The sequence below is a fragment of the Phenylobacterium sp. genome (assembly GCF_035569475.1).
GTDB lineage: Bacteria > Pseudomonadota > Alphaproteobacteria > Caulobacterales > Caulobacteraceae > Phenylobacterium.
The window spans coordinates 1-17,503 of the sequence record NZ_DATMNA010000127.1; the positions used below are offsets into that span (position 1 = coordinate 1).

Consider the following 17,503-nt stretch of genomic DNA (forward strand, 5'->3'; position numbering starts at 1 on the left):
GGCCAACGGCGACCTGTCGAAGAAGATCACCGTGGACGTGCGCGGCGAGATCCTGGAGCTGAAGAACACCATCAACACCATGGTGGACCAGCTCAACTCCTTCTCCTCCGAAGTGACCCGCGTGGCCCGCGAGGTGGGCACCGAAGGCAAGCTCGGCGGCCAGGCCCAGGTGAAGGGCGTGGGCGGCACATGGAAGGAGCTGACCGACAACGTGAACTTCATGGCCGCCAACCTGACCGGCCAGGTGCGGAACATCGCCGAGGTGACCACCGCCGTGGCCATGGGCGACCTGTCGAAGAAGATCACCGTGGACGTGCGCGGCGAGATCCTGGAGCTGAAGAACACCATCAACACCATGGTGGACCAGCTCAACTCCTTCTCCTCCGAAGTGACCCGCGTGGCGCGTGAGGTGGGTACGGAGGGAAAGCTCGGCGGTCAGGCGCAGGTGCGCGGCGTGGCCGGCACCTGGAAGGAGCTGACCGACAACGTGAACCTGATGGCCGGCAACCTGACCGGCCAGGTCCGGAACATCGCCGACGTGACCACCGCCGTGGCCAAGGGCGACCTCTCCAAGAAGATCACCGTGGACGTGCGCGGCGAGATCCTGGAGCTGAAGTCGACGATCAACACCATGGTGGACCAGCTCAACGGCTTCGCCTCGGAAGTGACCCGCGTGGCCCGCGAAGTGGGCACGGAGGGAAAGCTCGGCGGCCAGGCGCAGGTGCCCGGCGTCGCCGGCACCTGGAAGGACCTCACCGACAACGTGAACATGATGGCCGCCAACCTGACCGGTCAGGTGCGGAACATCGCCGACGTGGTGACCGCGGTGGCCGAGGGCGACCTGAAGCGCAAGCTGACGCTGGACGCCAAGGGCGAGATCGCCAGCCTGGCCGACACCATCAACGGCATGATCGAGACCCTCGCCACCTTCGCCGACCAGGTGACCAACGTGGCGCGCGAAGTGGGCATCGAGGGCAAGCTGGGCGGCCAGGCCCGGGTGCCTGGCGCCGCCGGCCTCTGGCGCGACCTCACCGACAACGTGAACGAGCTGGCCGCCAACCTGACCACCCAGGTGCGCGCCATCGCCGAGGTGTCCACCGCCGTGACCCAGGGCGACCTGACGCGGTCGATCACCGTCGAGGCCTCCGGCGAGGTGGAGGAGCTGAAGAACAACATCAACGAGATGATCCGCAACCTGAAGGATCAGACGCTGAAGAACACCGAGCAGGACTGGCTGAAGACCAACCTCGCCCGGTTCACGCGCATGCTGCAGGGCGAGCGCGACCTGTCGACGGTGTCCAACCTGGTGCTGTCGGAACTGGCGCCGCTGATCAACGCCCAGCACGCGGTCTTCTATGTGTCGGACCTGGATGCCGAGGGCCAGGAGGTGCTGAACCTGGCGGCCACCTACGCCTTCAACAACCGCAAGCACCTGGCGAACTCGTTCAAGCTGCGCGAGGGCCTGATCGGCCAGTGCGCCTACGAGAAGTCGCGGATCCTGCTGACCAACGTCCCGGCCGACTACGTGCAGATCTCCTCAGGCCTGGGCGAGGCCTCGCCGCAGAACATCATCGTGCTCCCCGCCCTCTTCGAAGGCGACGTGAAGGCCGTGATCGAACTGGCGACCATCGGCGACTTCAACGAGACGCAGCAGGCCTTCCTCGACCAGCTCATGGAATCCATCGGCATCGTGCTGTCGACCATCGCCGCCAACATGCGCACCGAGGGCCTGCTCAAGCAGTCCCAGCTCCTGACCTCCGAGCTGCAGGCCCAGCAGGAGGAGCTCACCAAGACCAACGACCGTCTGGAGCAACAGGCCGCGTCGCTGCGTCAGTCCGAGGAGCTGCTGCGCACCAAGCAGGAGGAGCTGCAGCAGACCAACGCCGAGCTTGAGGAAAAGGCCCAGCTACTCTCCGAGCAGAACACCCAGGTGGAAGGCAAGAACCGCGAGGTCGAACAGGCCAAGCTGGCGCTTGAGGACAAGGCCGAGCAGCTCGCCGTCACCTCCAAGTACAAGTCCGAGTTCCTGGCCAACATGAGCCACGAACTGCGCACCCCGCTGAACTCGCTGCTTATCCTGTCGAAACTGCTGGCCGACAACGGCCAGGGCAATCTCTCCGACAAGCAGGTCGAGTTCGCGCGCAACATCCACGACGCGGGCACCGACCTGCTGGGCCTGATCAACGACGTCCTGGACGTGGCGAAGATCGAGTCCGGCACCGTCACCCTGGACATCGGCGAGATGTCCTTCGCCAGCCTGCGCGACCAGGTCGACCGGACCTTCTCCCAGGTGGCCGCGGACCGGAAGCTCGACTTCGTCATCCAGCTCGACCAGGCCCTGCCACGCTCGATGTACACCGACGACAAGCGCCTGCAGCAGATCATCAAGAACCTGTTGTCCAACGCCTTCAAGTTCACCGAGAGCGGCTTCGTCAAACTCGAGGTCACCCGGGTCCGCAGCGGTTGGAACCCGGACAACGACCACCTGAACACCGCCGGCCAGGTGCTGGCCTTCAGCGTCCAGGACTCCGGCATCGGCATCCCCGAGGACAAGCAGCGGATCATCTTCGAGGCCTTTCAGCAGGCCGACGGCACCACCAGCCGCAAGTACGGCGGCACCGGCCTGGGCCTGTCGATCAGCCGCGAGATCACCCGCGTGCTCGGCGGCGAGCTCCGGGTCGAAAGCCGGCCCGGCGAGGGCTCGACCTTCACCCTCTTCCTGCCGCTCAACTTCAGCCCGCAGGCCCAGGTCCCATCGGCCGGCCGCATCCTGCCGATCACCTCGCGGTTCAGCCCGCCGGATGACGCCCTTGAAGCGGTCGCCGACGACCGCGACGGGATCGAGCCCGGCGACGCCAAGGTGCTGATCGTCGAGGACGATCCGCGGTTCGCCGCCATCCTGCTGTCCCTGGTCCGCGAGGGCGGCTTCAAGGGGGTGGTCACCGGCGAAGGCGCGGCGGCGGCGGCGCTGGCGCGGCGGTTCGCGCCCGACGCCATCATGCTGGACATCGGCCTGCCGGACATGGACGGCTTGGCGCTGCTCGACCTCTTGAAGCGCACCCCGGAGACGCGGCACATCCCGGTGCACGTGATCTCCGCCGACGACCAGCGCGGGCTCGGGTTCGCCATCGGCGCCTTCGGCTTCACGCACAAGCCGGTGGACCGCGAGGGCGTGGTCTCGACCCTCGAGGAGGTGAAGAGCTTCGTCGCCAAGAGCGATCGCCGGGTGGTCCTGGTCGGAGGCGAGGGCGACGCGGCCGAGACCCTACGCCAGTGCTTCGAGGGCCTTGAGGTCACCGATGACCTGGCCGGGGCGCTGTCGCGGCCCGAGCCGGAGCGCGCCGAGGCCCTGGTCGTCGAGGTCGCGGAGATGCCGACCGCCAAACTGATCGATACCCTCAAGAAGGGCGACCAGCGGCCCGCGGTGGTCGTCTATGCGCCCGACGATCTGGCGCCTGACGACGAACGGCGTCTGAGGCTCGGGGTGTTCGGCGGGCTGGTTCGCCTCGCGCGCAACCCCGATCAACTGATCGAGCAGACCAGCCAGCTCCTGCACCAGCCGTTCGACGCCCTGTCGGAACCCACCAAGGTCAAGCTCGCCCAGAGCCGCGCCGTGGATCCGATCCTGGCGGGCCGCAAGGTGCTGGTGATCGACGACGATATCCGCAACATCTTCTCCCTGGCCAGCGCCCTGGAGGACTACGCGGTGGAGTTCGTCTACGCCGAAAGCGGCCGCGGCGGGATGGAGCTGCTGGACGCGACGCCCGACGTCGACGTCGTGCTGGTGGACATCATGATGCCGGACATGGACGGCTACGAGACCATCCGCGAGATCCGCTCGCGGCCGCAGTTCGCCGAACTGCCGGTGGTCGCGGTCACCGCCAAGGCGATGAAAGGCGACCGCCAGAAGTGCATCCAGGCCGGCGCATCGGACTATGTCTCCAAGCCCGTCGACATCGACCACCTGGTGTCGGTCCTGCGGGTCTCGGTTCAGAAATCGGACGCCAGGCGCCTGGCGACCGAACCGGTCACCTCCCGGATCCCGCAGGTGGTTTGACGATGGCCGGAACCCCGGACCACTTGCATCAAGAGCGGGGGGTCCATCCGGAACCCCCGGACCTGACCCTGCCGCTGCGCGCCAAGGTGCTGATCGTCGACGATGACGAGCGCAACGCCTTTGCCGCGGTGCAGGCGCTCGAGGGCCTGGGGCACGAGCTGGTCGTGGCCCCCTCGGGCGACGAGGCGCTGCGGCGCCTGCTGCACGACGACTTCGCGGTGATCCTGCTGGACCTGCACATGCCCGGCATGGACGGCTACGAGACCGCGGCCCTGATCCGCAGCCGCAAGCGCACCAGCCGGACACCGATCGTCTTCCTCACCGCCATCTTCCGCGACGAGGCCCACATCTTCAAAGCCTACTCCGCCGGCGCGGTGGACATGGTGTTCAAGCCGGTGGACCCCTTCATCCTGCGCTCGAAGGTCTCGGTGCTGGTCGACATCCATCTGCGCACCGAGGAGGCCAAGCGGCTGGCCGCCCACCGCCAGTGGCTGCTGGAGGAAAACGCCCGCATCCACGCCTCCAAGCTCCACGCCGAGCGGGCGCTGCGCCGCTCGGAGGCCCACCAGCAGGCGATCCTGCAGTCCCTGCCGATCGTCTTCCATGCGCGCACGGCCGAGCCGCCCTTCGCCCCCATCTTCGTCAGCGACGGCGTCGAGGCGATCACCGGCTTTGCGCCGGAGCGCTTCGTGAACGATCCCGGCTTCGGCTCCTCGCGCATCCACCCGGACGACCTCGCCCGTGTGGTGGAGACGGTCTCTGCGGCCACCCGCACCGGCGTCTACGCCTGCGAGTTCCGCTGGCTCTGCGCGGACGGGAGCTACCGCTGGCTGACCGACCAGGGCGTCCTCGCGCCGGGCGACAGCGAGGGCGAGCGGCAGATCTTCGGGGTGATCATGGATTCCACCGAGCGGCACTCGCTGGAGGAGCGGCTGGCCCAGGCGCACAAGATGGAAGCGGTCGGCCAGTTGACCGGCGGCGTGGCGCACGACTTCAACAACCTGCTGACCGTGGTGCTCGGCAACATCGACATCATGGCGCGGCGCCCCGAGGAGGACGTCAAGCGGGCCCAGAGGATCGACGCGATCCGCCAGGCGGCCGAGCGCGGCCGCGACCTGACCCGCCAACTGCTGGCCTTTTCGCGCAAGCAGAACCTCTGCCCGGTCACGGTCGACGTGCGCCGCCTGATCGAGGAGTTCGCGCCCCTCCTCCGGCAGGCGGTGGGCGAGGCGGTGACGGTGCAGCTCGACCTCGGCGACGTCGCCCTGCATGCCCACATCGACGTGCCCCAGATGGAGGCCGCCCTGCTCAACCTGGCGGTCAACGCGCGCGACGCCATGCCCGACGGCGGGACCCTGACGATCTCCACGACCCTGACGGCCGAACCCGACCCCAGCGGCGTGCCCGCCGGCTCGATCTGCCTGGCCGTCGAGGACACCGGGGTCGGGATGAGCCCGGAACTCTGCGAGCGGGTGTTCGAGCCGTTCTTCACCACCAAGGAGATCGGGCGCGGCTCGGGCCTCGGGCTCTCGCAGGTCTATGGCTTCGTGCGCCAGTCGGAGGGCCATGTCCGCATTTCGAGCGTCGTCGGCTCGGGCTCGCGCTTCGAACTCCTCCTGCCCACCTCCTCCGAGCCGGTCGAGGCGCTGGCGCCCAAAGCGGCCTACGAAGATATGGTCGGGGGCCGGGAGCGGATCCTGGTCGCCGAAGACGATCCCGCCGTGCTGAAGCTCACCTCCGACCTGCTCGAAGGCCTGGGCTATCAGGTGGTCAGCGCGACGACCGCGGCCGAGGCGATGGACGTGCTTCGCGGCGACCCCAAGATCGACCTGCTGTTCTCGGACGTGGTCATGCCCGGCGGAACCAGCGGCATTGCGCTGGCCCAGGCCGCCCGGGCCGAGCGGCCGGAGCTCAAGATCCTGCTGACCTCGGGCTTCGTCGGCGACAAGGGCCTGCTGGGCGGCACGGAGCACACCATCCTGGACAAGCCCTACGAGGCCCCGGTCCTGGCCGCGGCCTTGCGGGACCTTCTGGATCCGCCGCGGCGCCCGTCGCCGCGCCGCCGCGCCGCCCGCGCCCGCCAGACGGCCTGACGGACCTAAGCCTCCAGTTCGATGTCCCAGTAGAGGTAGTCGAGCCAGCTTTCGTGCAGGTGGTGCGGCGGGAACCTGCGGCCGTGCTGCTGCAGCTCGAAGGCCGAGGGGCGGTGCGGCGTGTGCAGGGGATGCATGTGCGCCTCGCGCGGGGTGCGCCCGCCCTTGGTGAGGTTGCACCGCGCGCAGGCGGTGACGATGTTTTCCCAGGTCGTGCGCCCGCCCCGCGAGCGGGGGATCACGTGGTCGAAGGTCAGGTCCTCGCCGGCCCGGCAGTACTGGCAGGTGAAGGCGTCGCGCAGGAACAGGTTGAACCGGGTGAAGGCCGGCGGCCGGTCCTGGGTCACGTACTGCTTCAGCGACACGACGCTGGGCAGCTTCATCTCGAACGACGGCGAGTGCACCATCTGGTCGTAGGTGGAGACCACGTCGACGCGGTCGAGGAAGACCGCCTTGATGACGTCCTGCCAGGGCCAGAGCGAGAGCGGATAGTAGCTGAGCGGCCGGAAGTCGGCGTTGAGCACGAGGGCGGGCCAGCCGGACGGCGGGCGGCTAAGCACCTGCATGGGCGACCTCCGCCAGATGAGCCAAGCAGAGGCGGCCGGAGCGCGGGTGGCGCGGAGCGCCTAGATGGTACGCGGGTGAACTGAAGACGAAGACCCCTGTTCGCGCGGCTTGCAGCGGCGACGGGCCAGGTCAGGAAGCCCAGGCTGTCCCGCTATCGGGACTCTTATAGGAAAGATTCGGAGACATCTCCATGACGGAGAAAGAGCCGTAGCCTCGCCCTGGCTCATTGTCGGAGGGGGCGAGGCTTATCGGCGTCGCATCTGGAGCTAGGCGACGGCGGCGAAGGTGGCGCCGGCGATGGTCAGGCCCATGGCCACGATCGCGAAGGAAATCACGGCGTCCAGGACGCGGTTGAGACGGATCGACATGAGGTAGTCCTTTCTTGGGTTGGCCCCGGTCGCCCGGTGGCCCGTGTCCGATGTGGACGATGCTTAGATAGCACTTATCTGAACATTGCCTAGATGTCTTTTTGTGCAGTGCAGCTATGCATAAATGCATGGAACAAGGGGCGATCCGGGAGGGGCCGGCGAGAAAGGCCCCTCGCAGGCGCCCGCCGTGGACTCGCCCCAGGGGCGCGAAGGCTGGACACGGAGGCGCTCAGGCCTTTGAGTTGGAACCCGAAGCGGGCGCCGGCGCTTAATATCTGAGCAGCGTCAAGATAGCACATCTAAGCGGCGTCCAGATATCTTTACGGCGCATAGATTGAGACATAAGGTGGGAGGCGATGAGAGAATCCCTAGCTGCCGAGGCCCGGCCCTATCACCACGGCGACCTGCGCCGCGCCCTCATCGACGCCGCCAGCCGGCTGCTGGAGGCCGAAGGGCCGAGCGCGCTGTCGCTCCGCGCGGTCGCCCGTGAGGCCGGGGTCAGTCCGGCGGCGCCCTACCATCACTTCAAGGACAAGGGCGAACTTCTGGAAGCCGTGGCCCACGAGGGCTGGGAACTGCTGGACGCCGCCCTCGCCAAGGCCAAGGCCGAGGCGCCCTCGCCCCAGGATGCGATCAACGGCCTGGGCGTGGCCTATGTCTGCTTCGCCCGCGAGAACCCGGCGCTCTACCGGGTGATGTACGACACCGCCCGCGACCGCGAGGACCTGCCCGACCAGATGCAGGACGACAAGGACGGCGCCTACTGCAAGGTGCGCGACACCCTGGTCGAGGCCGGCGCCGACCCCGAGGACACCGTCGACATCGAACTGGCCACCACCGCCGCCTGGTGCTCGGCCCATGGCCTGGCCGAGATGGCCGGCTTCAAGCAATTCCAGCACCTGAAGGACGCCTGCGGCGGGGAAGTGCCGTTCCTGCGCGCGATCTTCCAGCACATGGGTCTGGTCCCGAGGCGCAGCGCGGACTAGACCCCGGCGGGCGTCATGTCCGCCTTCGTCACCCGCTTCGCCCCCTCGCCCACCGGCTTTCTGCACCGGGGCCACGCCTTTTCCGCCCTCACCGCCTTCGAGGCCGCCCGCGCCGCCGCCGGCCGCTTCATCCTGCGGATCGAGGACATCGACGCCACCCGCCGCCGCCCGGACTATGAGGCGGCGATCCCCGAGGACCTGGCCTGGCTGGGGCTTGCCTGGGAGACCCCGGTCCGCCGCCAGTCCGACCACATGGCCGACTACGGCGCGGCCTTGCGCGACCTCTCCGAACGGGGCCTGACCTACCGCTGCTTCCGCACCCGGCGCGAGGTGGCCGAGGCCATCGAGAGCGCCCCGCACGGGGCCATGGAGGCCTTCCGCGGCGCGCCCTTGCCGCCCGACGAGGAAGCCCGGCGCGTGGCGGCCGGCGAGCCCTATGCCTGGCGCCTCTCGCTGGACGCCGCGGCGCGGGCCCTGGGCGGCTTCGGCGGCCTGGCCTTCGTCGAAGAGGGCGAAGGCCCGCAGGGCGAGCGCGGTGAGATCCCGGCCCGGCCGGAGCTCGGCGGCGACGTGGTCCTGGCCCGCAAGGACGTGGGCGTCGCCTACCACCTGGCCGTGGTGGCCGACGACGCCCTCCAGGGGATCACCCACGTGATCCGCGGCCACGACCTCTTCGAGGCGGCCCATGTGCAGCGCCTGCTGCAGGCGCTGCTGGCCCTGCCCACGCCGGCCTACCGCCACCACCGGCTGCTGACCGGCCCCGACGGCAAGCGCTTCGCCAAGCGCGACGGCGCGCAGACGCTGCGCGAACTGCGCGCTTCGGGTATGACGCCGGACGCGCTGCGGGGGGAGTTGGGGTTTTGAGCGAGGCGGTGATGCAGCCCACGGAGGCGCCGCGCTGGCAGGCGGTGGCCATGCTGGTGTTCGGCGCCTGCGTGATCGGCTTTTCCGGCGTCCTGGTGCGCCTGACCGGGACGGGGCCGGCGGCGGCGGGCTTCTGGCGGCTGACCTGCGCGCTTCCGCTGCTGGCGATCATGACCCGGCGGATGTCCGGGCCGCTGGGCAGGCCGACGCCGATCGCGCTCCTGGCCGGGCTCACCTTCGCCCTGGACCTGGGCTTCTGGCACTACGGGATCAAATACACCTCGGTGGGCGCCTCGACGGTGCTGTCCAACCTGACGCCGGTGGTGGTGACGGCCTTCGCCTGGGTGTTCCTCAAGCAGCGGCCACGCGCCCTGTTCCTGCTGGCCATGGCGGTCGCGGTGGGCGGCGCCTGGATGATGGGGGCCGGCCGGGGCGGCGGGACGCCCGTGCTCAACGCCCCGCTTGGCAACTTCTTCTCCCTGACCACGGCGTTCTGGTACGCGCTGTACTTCCTGACCATCAGCGAGGGCCGCAAGACCCAGGCCGCCAGCCGGCTGATGTTCTGGTCCGGGGTGGCCGGCGCGCCGCTGCTCCTGGTCGCGGCCCTGCTGCTGCGCGAGCAGATCCTGCCCACCACGCTGGCGGGCCTCGCCGCCTGCCTGGGCCTGGGCCTGGTCCACACCGCCGGCCAGGGCTCCATCGCCTGGGCCATGGGCCGGCTGCCGACCTCGCTGGCGTCGGTGGTGGTGCTGGTGCAGCCCGTGGTGGCGACCTACGCGGGCTTCCTGCTGTTCGGCGAGGCGCTGGGGCCGCTACAGACGGCGGGCGCGGCCGTCGCGCTGGGCGGCGTCGTCCTGGCGCAGTGGGCGGCGCGACCGAGGCCGGCGCCCTCCGCCTAACTCGAGACGGCGCCCATCACGCCCAGAATGTAGACCGCCACCACGACGGACGACGCGCCGGCGATCCACCACATAACGTCCTTCATCGCCTCCAAGCCTCGCTCTCCCTGACGTCCCGTGCGCCCGAAACGGCGCACTCGAGCCTCAGGTTCCCTGGCCGGGCAATCCCCATGCCAGACGCGCCGTCTCGATCCTCGCGAGCTTGGCGTGGAAGGCGGACCAGTCGTCGCCCTCGGCGATCGGCGCCCACAGGGTCTCGATCTGGTCGTAGAGCAGCTCCTCCGGCTCGGGACGCGCGAAATAGGGGTCGGCGAGGCGCTCCGGACGCTCCGGCGCGAAGTCCGCCAGGAGACCGCGGAAGGCGACAAATCCGTCCCGGCCGTAGAGGTCCGCCCGGGGACCGGACAGCGCCCGAACCTCGTCGCCGCAGAACCAGTCGAAGAAGAACGGCTCCCAGCGCAGCCGCTCGCCGCCCTCGGCGAAGGCGCCGAACGCCGCCTGGACCAGGGCCGCATCCTCGTCCGCGCCGCGCCGCCGGACGCCGAGGCGGGCCAGCATGGCGGCGGTCAGCTCGTCGCGATAGGCGGACCCGAAGCCGTTCAGCGCCGCCACCAGGCCCGCGCTGTCGGTGACCAGACTCAGCGCGCCGGCGAGTTGCTGCAGGTTCCAGAACACCGCTTCCGGCTGGCGGCCGAAGCTGTAGAGCCCGGCGTGGTCGAAATAGGCGGCGGTGAAGTTCGGATCGTTGTGCGGCAGGAACCGGTAGGGCCCGTAGTCGAAGCTCTCGCCGGTGACGTTCATGTTGTCGGTGTTGAGCACGCCGTGCACGAAGCCCGCCGCCATCCAGCGCGCGGTCAGCCGCGCGGCGTGGGCGACGATCGCGTGCAGCATGGCGAGTGGCCGGTCGTTCGCCCCCTCCAGCTCCGGATAGTAGTTTTCGACCACATGGTCGACCAGGGCGGTGATCCGGTCCGGCCGCTCGAAGAAGGCGTGGCGTTGGAAGCTGCCGAAGCGGACGTGGCTCCAGGACAGACGCACCAGCACCGCCGAGCGCGTCGGGCTGGGCTCGTCGCCGCGCTCCAGCCCCTCGCCGGTCTCGATCAGCGAGAACGAGCGCGAGGTGGGAACCCCCAGCGCCTCCAGCATGGCGGTGGCCAGCACTTCGCGCACGCCGCCCTTCAGCGTCAGCCGCCCGTCGCCCGACCGCGACCAGGGCGTCCGCCCGGAGCCCTTGGTCCCCAGGTCCAGCAGCCGGTCGGTTCCGGCCTCCCGCATCTGGGCGAAGGTGAACCCGCGCCCGTCGCCGAGCTCGGGGTTGTAAACCCGGAACTGGTGGCCGTGGTAGCGCTGCGCCAGCGGCGGATCGATGTTCCCAGGCAAGGCCTCGAAGCGGCCGAAGTGGGCGATCCACTCCTCGTCGGTCAGCGCATCCAGCCCCACCATGGCCGCCGCCCGGTCGTTTCGGAACCGCAGGATCGTCTCCGGAAACGCCTCCGCCCGCACCGGATCGGCGAACTCAGGCCCCAGCTCCGGGTAGCGCGGGTCGGGGCGATAGGCGGGCGAGACCGGCATCCGTCGCAGATGGACGCTTTGGCCACGCGCGACAAGCCACCCCTCGATCAGCCGATCCGGATGCCCATGCCGCCGTCCACCGGCAGGATGGCGCCGGAGATGAACTTGGCTTCGTCCGACGCCAGGAACAGGGCCGCGTAGGCGGTGTCCCAGCCCGCGCCCATCTTGCCGCCCAGGGGCACCCGCGCGTCGCGCTCGGCGCGGACTTCCGAGGTGGGCTTGCCGGTCGCCGCGGCGATGCCGCTCACCGCCATGGGGGTGTCCATGTAGCCCATCATGATGGCGTTGCAGCGCACCCCGTAGCGGGCGTTCGACTGGGCCACGCTGGTGGTCAGGCGGTTCACGCCCGCCTTGGAGACCTCGTAGGCGAGCTGGATGCCGCCGGCCCGCGCCGCCAGCGAGGAGATGTTGACGATCGCGCCCCCGCCCTGGTCGCGCAGGGTCGGTAGCGCCGCCTTGATGGTCAGCCACATGCCCTTCAGGTTCACCGCGATGATCCGGTCGAAGGCCGCCTCCTCCAGCCGGTGGGCCGGCGCGTCGCCGCCGCCGATGCCGACATTGTTGACCAGGATGTCGAGGCGGCCGTAGCGGGCCTTGGCCTCGTCCACGATCCGGGCGCAGTCGGCGGCCTTGACCACGTCGGCGGCCAGCGACGAGGCGACGTTCCCCTCCTCGGCGATCAGGGCGACGGTCTCCTCCGCCCGCTCGACCACCCGGTCGACGCAGAGCACGCTGGCGCCTTCGCGGGCGAACAGGATCGCCATGGCCCGGCCGTTGCCCACGGTCTCGCCCGGCGTCTGGCCGGCGCCCACGACCACCGCGATCTTGCCCTCGAGACGGCCGGTCATCGTCAGAACCCCTTCAGGTCGGGATCGAGGGTCTGGCCTTCGTCGAGCTGCACCCCGAAGGTGTTCAGCATCATCGAGACCTGGGTGTACTGGCCGGCGGTGAAGACCACGTCCATCCGCTGTTTGTCGGTGAAGTGCGCGCCGAGTTCGGCCCAGGTGGCGTCGCCGATGAACTGGTCGGCGTGCAGTTCGTCCGTGGCCTTGAGCAGGGCCGCGTCGGCGGCGCTCCAGCCCGCGCCTGCGCCCTGCTTGATCCGCTCGATCTCGTCCGCCGTGAGGCCTTCGCGCAGGCCGATCCGGTGGTGCTGGGTCCACTCGTAGCCGGACCTGCAGAGGAAGCCGGTCCGCAGGATCACGATCTCCCGTTCGCGCGGCGGCAGGTCGTTGCGACGCGACAGGACATAGCCGCCCCAGGCGTTGAACCGGCTCAACGCCTTGGGCGCGCGGGCCAGCGTGCGGAAGATGTTGAGCACCGGCCCGGGCCGGAAATCCTTCAGCGCCTCTTCCTGCTCGGGGGTCAGCTCGGCGTCGCTGAGCGGCGCGAACCGGGGCTTGGTCAGTCGCATGGAAGTCCCTCCGTCGCCGCCTGGGCGCGCCGCGTCCGGATACCTTAGCCGCGGGCGCGCGGCCATGCTAACCGAAGCCATGGCCAAGCGGATCACGCTCGATTTCCTGAAGACCGAAAGCGCCTCGGGCCTGGTCCTGGCGATCGCGGCGCTGGGCGCCATCGCGCTCGCCAACTCGCCCTGGGCGCACGTCTATTTCGGCTTCATCGGCGAGCCCTTCACCGTCCAGCTCGGCGCCTTCACCGAGACCCTGCCGGTCATCGACTGGGTGAAGGAAGGCCTGATGGCGGTCTTCTTCTTCGTGGTGGGGCTGGAGATCAAATACGAGATCGTCCGCGGTGAGCTGGCCAATCCGCGTCGGCTCGCCCTGCCGGTGCTGGCCGCGCTCGGCGGCATGCTGGGCCCGGCGCTGATCTACCTCGCCATCAACATGGGCCAGCCGCCGTTCCTCGAAGGCGCGGCGCCCAAGGGGTGGCCCGTGCCGGTGGCCACCGACATCGCCTTCGCCATCGCCGCGCTTGCGGTCGCGGGGCCGAAGCTGCCGCCCAACCTGCGGGTCTTCCTGCTGACGCTCGCCATCGTCGACGACCTGGGCGCTGTGGGCCTGATCGGCCTGTTGTTCACCGAGCACTTCCGCGTCCTGGAGTTGGCGGGCGCGCTGGTGGCGCTGACCGGCATGGGCCTGCTCGGCCGCTGGCGGCGCGCGCCCTACCTGATCTACGCGGTGGGTTTCGTGGTGGTCTGGGGCTTCACCCTGAAATCGGGGATCTCCACCTCCCTGGCCGGGGTGGCGGCCGCCGCCACCATTCCGCTGGAGCCGCGCAAGCCCGGCCGGCCCGGGGTGCTGGAGGACTTCATGGAGGGGCTGCACCCCTATGTGGCCTTCCTGATCCTGCCGCTCTTCGCCTTCTGCGCGGCGGGCTTCACCTTCCGCGGCCTGGGCCTCTCCGACCTCTTCGGGCCGATCGCGGTGGGCGTCGCCGCGGGCCTCTTCCTCGGCAAGCAGCTCGGCGTCTTCGGGGCCGCAGCCCTGGTGATCGGGCTGAAGCTCGCGCGCCGGCCCACCGGGGCCAAATGGATCGAACTCTACGGCCTGTCCCTGCTCTGCGGCATCGGCTTCACCATGAGCCTGTTCATCGGCCAGCTCGCCTTCCCGTCAACCGACATCGCCGCCGAGGCCCAGGTGCGGATCGGCGTGGTCGCGGGCTCCCTCCTCTCGACCGTGGCCGGCATGGCGGTCCTCGCCTGGGCCCAGCAGCGGCGCGCGGGGCAGGAGGACTGAGCCCTCAAGTGTCATCCCGGAAAGCGCGAAGCGCTTGTCCGGGACCCATAGACACAGGGTTCAGCGGAACAGGGCGCAGCAGCGCCGGAACACAGCGCAATCGGCGACGCTGGCGTCTATGGGTCCCGGTCTTTCGCGTGCCGCGAAAACCGGGATGACAGCGGTGGCTAGCTGAGCGCCGCCTTCAGCGCCGCCGCGGTCTCCGCCGCCGCTGTCGCCACGGCCGGCGAGACGTCGTGCATGATGTAGAAGTCGTGCACCAGCGTGGGGTGTTCCACGTGGGTCGCCGCCACGCCCGAAGCCTTCAGCCGCTCGGCAAAGTCGCGGCCCTCGTCCTTCAGCGGGTCGAAGCCGGCGGTGACCACCAGGGCGGGCGCGGCGCCCTTCAGGTCGCGGCGCCCCAGCATGGCGCGGTGGGCGTGGGGATGGCCGACGGCGGCCAGCAGCTTCTCGAACCAGTCCAGCGAGGCCCGCGTCAGCACCGGCCCATCGAGCGCCTTGCGGGACGCCGTCTCCGCCTCCGGCCAGATGCCCGGATAGAGCAGGAGCTGGAAGGCGATCTGCCGCTCCGGGTCGTCCTTCAGGTCCAGCGCCACCGAGGCCGCCAGGTTGCCGCCGGCGCTGTCGCCGCCCACGGCGATGCGGCGCGGGTCGACGCCCAGGTCCGAGGCGTTGTCGAAGGCCCACTTGGTCGCCGCCAGGGCGTCGTCGTGGCCGGCCGGGAACGGATGCTCGGGCGCCAGCCGATAGTCCACCGCCAGCACCCGACAGGCGCCGCCCTTGGCCAGCCTTCGGCAATGACCGTCATGGGTCTCCAGGTCGCCGATCACGAAGCCGCCGCCGTGGAAATAGACCAGCAGGCCCGACGGATCGCCGAGCCCCGCCGGCCGGTAGAGCCGCGCCGGGATGGTCTGCGCCACCGTCAGGTCGCGGGTCTCCACGTCCCTGGGCGCGTTCTGGTCCTGCGCCTGGCGCTGCAGGCGGTAGCCCGCCCGCACCATCTCCGGCGGCAGGGCGTCCAGCGGCGGCATAGGCTGGGCCTTCAGGGCCTCCGCCTGCGCGTCGAGCATGGCGGCGAAGTCGGCGTCGAGGACGGACATCAAGACCTCCTATCCCTCCTCTTCAGGGGAGGGCGGACGAGGCGAAGCCTCGGACGGGTGGGGGGTGTGCGGGCCAAGCTCGGTCTTGCGAGCTTGAGCGCGACTTCCCCACCCTGGCCGCTGGCGCGGCCTGTCCCTCCCCTAAAGAGGAGGGATGGGCGCCAGTGTTACTCCGCGGCCTGCTTCGGCGTGTAGCCGAGGATGGCCTTGGTCTCGAGGAACTCGTGGAAGGCGAAGTCGCCCCACTCGCGCCCGTTGCCGCTCATCTTGAAACCGCCGAAGGGCGCGGTCATGTCCGAGGCGCCGTTGATCGACACCTGGCCGGCGCGCAGCTTGCGGGCGACCGAACGGGCCTTCTCGATATCGGCGCCGTTCACATAGCCGGCCAGGCCGTACTCGGTGTCGTTGCCGATCTCGATGGCCTGGTCGACGCTCTCGTAGCCGAGGATCGACAGGACGGGCCCGAAGATCTCTTCCTTGGCGATGGTCATGTCGTTGGTGACGTTGGCGAACACCGTCGGCTTCACGAACCAGCCCTTCTCCAGGCCTTCCGGACGGTCGGGGCCGCCGGTGACCAGGGTGGCGCCTTCCTCGATGCCCTTCTTGATCAGGCCCTGGATCTTGTCCCACTGAACCTTGGAGACCACCGGCCCCATGGTGGCGTTGCCGTTGGGGTCGCCGACGGTGACCTGCTCGGCGGCTTCCTTGGCCGCGGCGATCGCCTCGCCCATGCGCTTGGACGGCACGAGCATGCGGGTCGGCGCGTTACAGGACTGGCCGGTGTTGGTCATCATGTGGCCGACGCCGCGGGCCACCGACTTGGGCAGCAGGTCGTCGTCGAGCACGATGTTCGGGCTCTTGCCGCCCAGTTCCTGGTGGACGCGCTTGACGGTCGGGGCCGCGGCCTTGGCGACCTCGATGCCGGCCCGCGTCGAGCCGGTGAAGGACACCATGTCCACGTCCGGATGGCTGGAGAGCGCCGCGCCCACGGTCGGACCGTCGCCGTGCACCAGGTTGAACACGCCCTTGGGCACGCCCGCCGCATGCATGATCTCGGCGAAGATCTGGCCCGAGAACGGGGCCACTTCCGAGGGCTTCAGCACCATGGTGCAGCCCGTGGCGATGGCCGGGGCCACCTTGCAGGCGATCTGGTTCAGCGGCCAGTTCCAGGGGGTGATGAAGCTGCAGACGCCGATCGGCTCCTTGACGATCATCGTGGCGCCGCGGTCTTCCTCGAATTTGAAATCCTTCAGGATGCCGGCGGCGGTGGCCAGGTGCCCCATGCCCGCCGGGACCTGCGCGCGCTGCGCCAGCGAGGCGGGCGCGCCCATCTCCTCAGTCACCGCGGTGGCCAGGTCGCCGAAGCGCTTCTGGTACTCGGCCAGGATCCGGCCCAGAACTTCCAGGCGTTCCTCGCGGCTGGTCTGCGACCACGACGGGAAGGCCTTGCGCGCGGCCTTCACGGCCTTGTCCACGTCGGCCGCCGAGCCGAGGGCGATCTTGCCGACGATCTGTTCGGTGGCCGGGTTCTCGACGTCCAGCGTCTTCGTTTCGACGGGATCGACCCATTCGCCATCGATGTAGAACTTGAGGTACTCGCGCATTGACGTCCTCCGGGATCGCTATGTTTGGCGGATCGCTAGATAGGCCCGCGCCTGTCCGGCTTCACCCCTTATCTTAGTGATCGGCGGTAAGTGGGGAAGACAGATTCCCTAAAAAGGCGAGGCCTCCGGCGGATCGGCGGCGCCCCGGCGCGGGACAAGCGCTTGCGGCGGCGGCGGCGCGCCGATAAAGCCCGGACACCCCAGTTTGGAGCGCCCCATGGAAGGCATCTACGTCATCATCGCTTTCATCGCCGTGATCGCGATCCTCAACCGCGTCGAATTCGGCCGGTTCGACTGAGCTTTCTGACCTCCCATGGCTGAGCGCGGAGCGGCCCTTGTCACCGGCGGCGCGCGGCGGATCGGCCGCGCCCTGGTCGGCGCCGCCGCCGACGCCGGCTACGACGTGGCCATCCACGTCCGCGCGGTGGACGACGAGGCCGAGGCCGCCGCCGCGGAGGTCCGCGCCAGGGGCCGCAAGGCCGCCATCCTCACCTGCGACCTGCGCAAGGAATCCACCACCGTGGCCCTCGTGGGCGAGGCCGAGACCGAGCTCGGGCCGGTCACCCTGCTGGTCAACTCCGCCAGCGTCTTCGAGGAAGACGCCTTCGCCGACATGAACCGCGCCTCCTGGGACGCGCACATGGAGACCAACCTGCGCGCGCCGCTGATGCTGGCCCAGGTCTTCGCCCGGCGACTG

At 69.6% G+C, this 17,503-nt stretch carries 13 protein-coding genes; 7 read left to right on the forward strand and 6 right to left on the reverse strand.

Annotation, left to right across the window (positions count from 1 at the left end; genetic code table 11):
• Both VNW53_RS19805 and VNW53_RS19810 read left to right on the forward strand, forming a co-directional pair.
• A partial coding sequence (locus VNW53_RS19805; RefSeq protein WP_325557780.1) for a HAMP domain-containing protein occupies nt 1-4,057 on the forward strand: 4,057 nt, incomplete at its 5' end.
• 23 nt (nt 4,058-4,080) lie between these two features.
• On the forward strand, nt 4,081-6,150 hold the full coding sequence (locus VNW53_RS19810) for a response regulator (protein ID WP_325557781.1): 2,070 nt from the start codon (nt 4,081-4,083) through the stop codon (nt 6,148-6,150).
• 5 nt (nt 6,151-6,155) lie between these two features.
• Here the strand turns inward: VNW53_RS19810 and VNW53_RS19815 are convergent, their stop codons facing one another.
• A complete protein-coding gene (locus tag VNW53_RS19815) occupies nt 6,156-6,716 on the reverse strand; it encodes an HNH endonuclease (RefSeq protein ID WP_325557782.1) in 561 nt (186 codons plus the stop codon).
• A gap of 725 nt (nt 6,717-7,441) precedes the next feature.
• On the opposite strand from VNW53_RS19815, the gene VNW53_RS19820 reads away from it, so the two are divergent.
• Genes VNW53_RS19820 through VNW53_RS19830 form a run of 3 tightly spaced genes read left to right on the forward strand, consistent with a single transcriptional unit; the run spans nt 7,442 to nt 9,834 of the window.
• Nucleotides 7,442-8,071 (forward strand): TetR/AcrR family transcriptional regulator, encoded by a 630-nt coding sequence (locus VNW53_RS19820; RefSeq protein WP_325557783.1) that lies wholly within the window; start codon nt 7,442-7,444, stop codon nt 8,069-8,071.
• A gap of 15 nt (nt 8,072-8,086) precedes the next feature.
• On the forward strand, nt 8,087-8,935 hold the full coding sequence (gluQRS, locus tag VNW53_RS19825) for a tRNA glutamyl-Q(34) synthetase GluQRS (RefSeq protein ID WP_325557784.1): 849 nt from the start codon (nt 8,087-8,089) through the stop codon (nt 8,933-8,935).
• Nucleotides 8,936-8,946: 11 nt separating this feature from the next.
• Nucleotides 8,947-9,834, forward strand: a complete 888-nt coding sequence (locus VNW53_RS19830; RefSeq protein WP_325557792.1) for a DMT family transporter — start codon at nt 8,947-8,949, stop codon at nt 9,832-9,834.
• 144 nt (nt 9,835-9,978) lie between these two features.
• Here the strand turns inward: VNW53_RS19830 and VNW53_RS19835 are convergent, their stop codons facing one another.
• From VNW53_RS19835 to VNW53_RS19845, 3 genes are read right to left on the reverse strand one after another with little or no spacing between them, the layout of a single operon-like run.
• A complete protein-coding gene (locus VNW53_RS19835) occupies nt 9,979-11,406 on the reverse strand; it encodes a protein adenylyltransferase SelO (RefSeq protein WP_325557785.1) in 1,428 nt (475 codons plus the stop codon).
• 47 nt (nt 11,407-11,453) lie between these two features.
• Nucleotides 11,454-12,254, reverse strand: a complete 801-nt coding sequence (locus VNW53_RS19840; protein ID WP_325557786.1) for an SDR family NAD(P)-dependent oxidoreductase — start codon at nt 12,252-12,254, stop codon at nt 11,454-11,456.
• Nucleotides 12,255-12,256: 2 nt separating this feature from the next.
• A complete protein-coding gene (locus VNW53_RS19845; RefSeq protein ID WP_325557787.1) occupies nt 12,257-12,820 on the reverse strand; it encodes a carboxymuconolactone decarboxylase family protein in 564 nt (187 codons plus the stop codon).
• Between the two features lie 64 nt (nt 12,821-12,884).
• On the opposite strand from VNW53_RS19845, the gene nhaA reads away from it, so the two are divergent.
• Nucleotides 12,885-14,102, forward strand: a complete 1,218-nt coding sequence (gene nhaA, locus VNW53_RS19850; RefSeq protein ID WP_325557788.1) for a Na+/H+ antiporter NhaA — start codon at nt 12,885-12,887, stop codon at nt 14,100-14,102.
• 167 nt (nt 14,103-14,269) lie between these two features.
• On the opposite strand, the gene VNW53_RS19855 is transcribed toward nhaA, so the two are convergent.
• Together VNW53_RS19855 and VNW53_RS19860 are read right to left on the reverse strand one after the other, a co-directional pair.
• Complete coding sequence (locus tag VNW53_RS19855) at nt 14,270-15,202, reverse strand: alpha/beta hydrolase (protein ID WP_325557789.1); 933 nt, start codon at nt 15,200-15,202, stop codon at nt 14,270-14,272.
• A 167-nt stretch (nt 15,203-15,369) separates the two neighbouring features.
• Entirely contained in the window at nt 15,370-16,806 is a 1,437-nt protein-coding gene (locus VNW53_RS19860; protein WP_325557790.1) for an aldehyde dehydrogenase family protein, read from the reverse strand.
• Nucleotides 16,807-17,119: 313 nt separating this feature from the next.
• On the opposite strand from VNW53_RS19860, the gene VNW53_RS19865 reads away from it, so the two are divergent.
• A partial coding sequence (locus VNW53_RS19865; RefSeq protein ID WP_325557791.1) for an SDR family NAD(P)-dependent oxidoreductase occupies nt 17,120-17,503 on the forward strand: 384 nt, incomplete at its 3' end.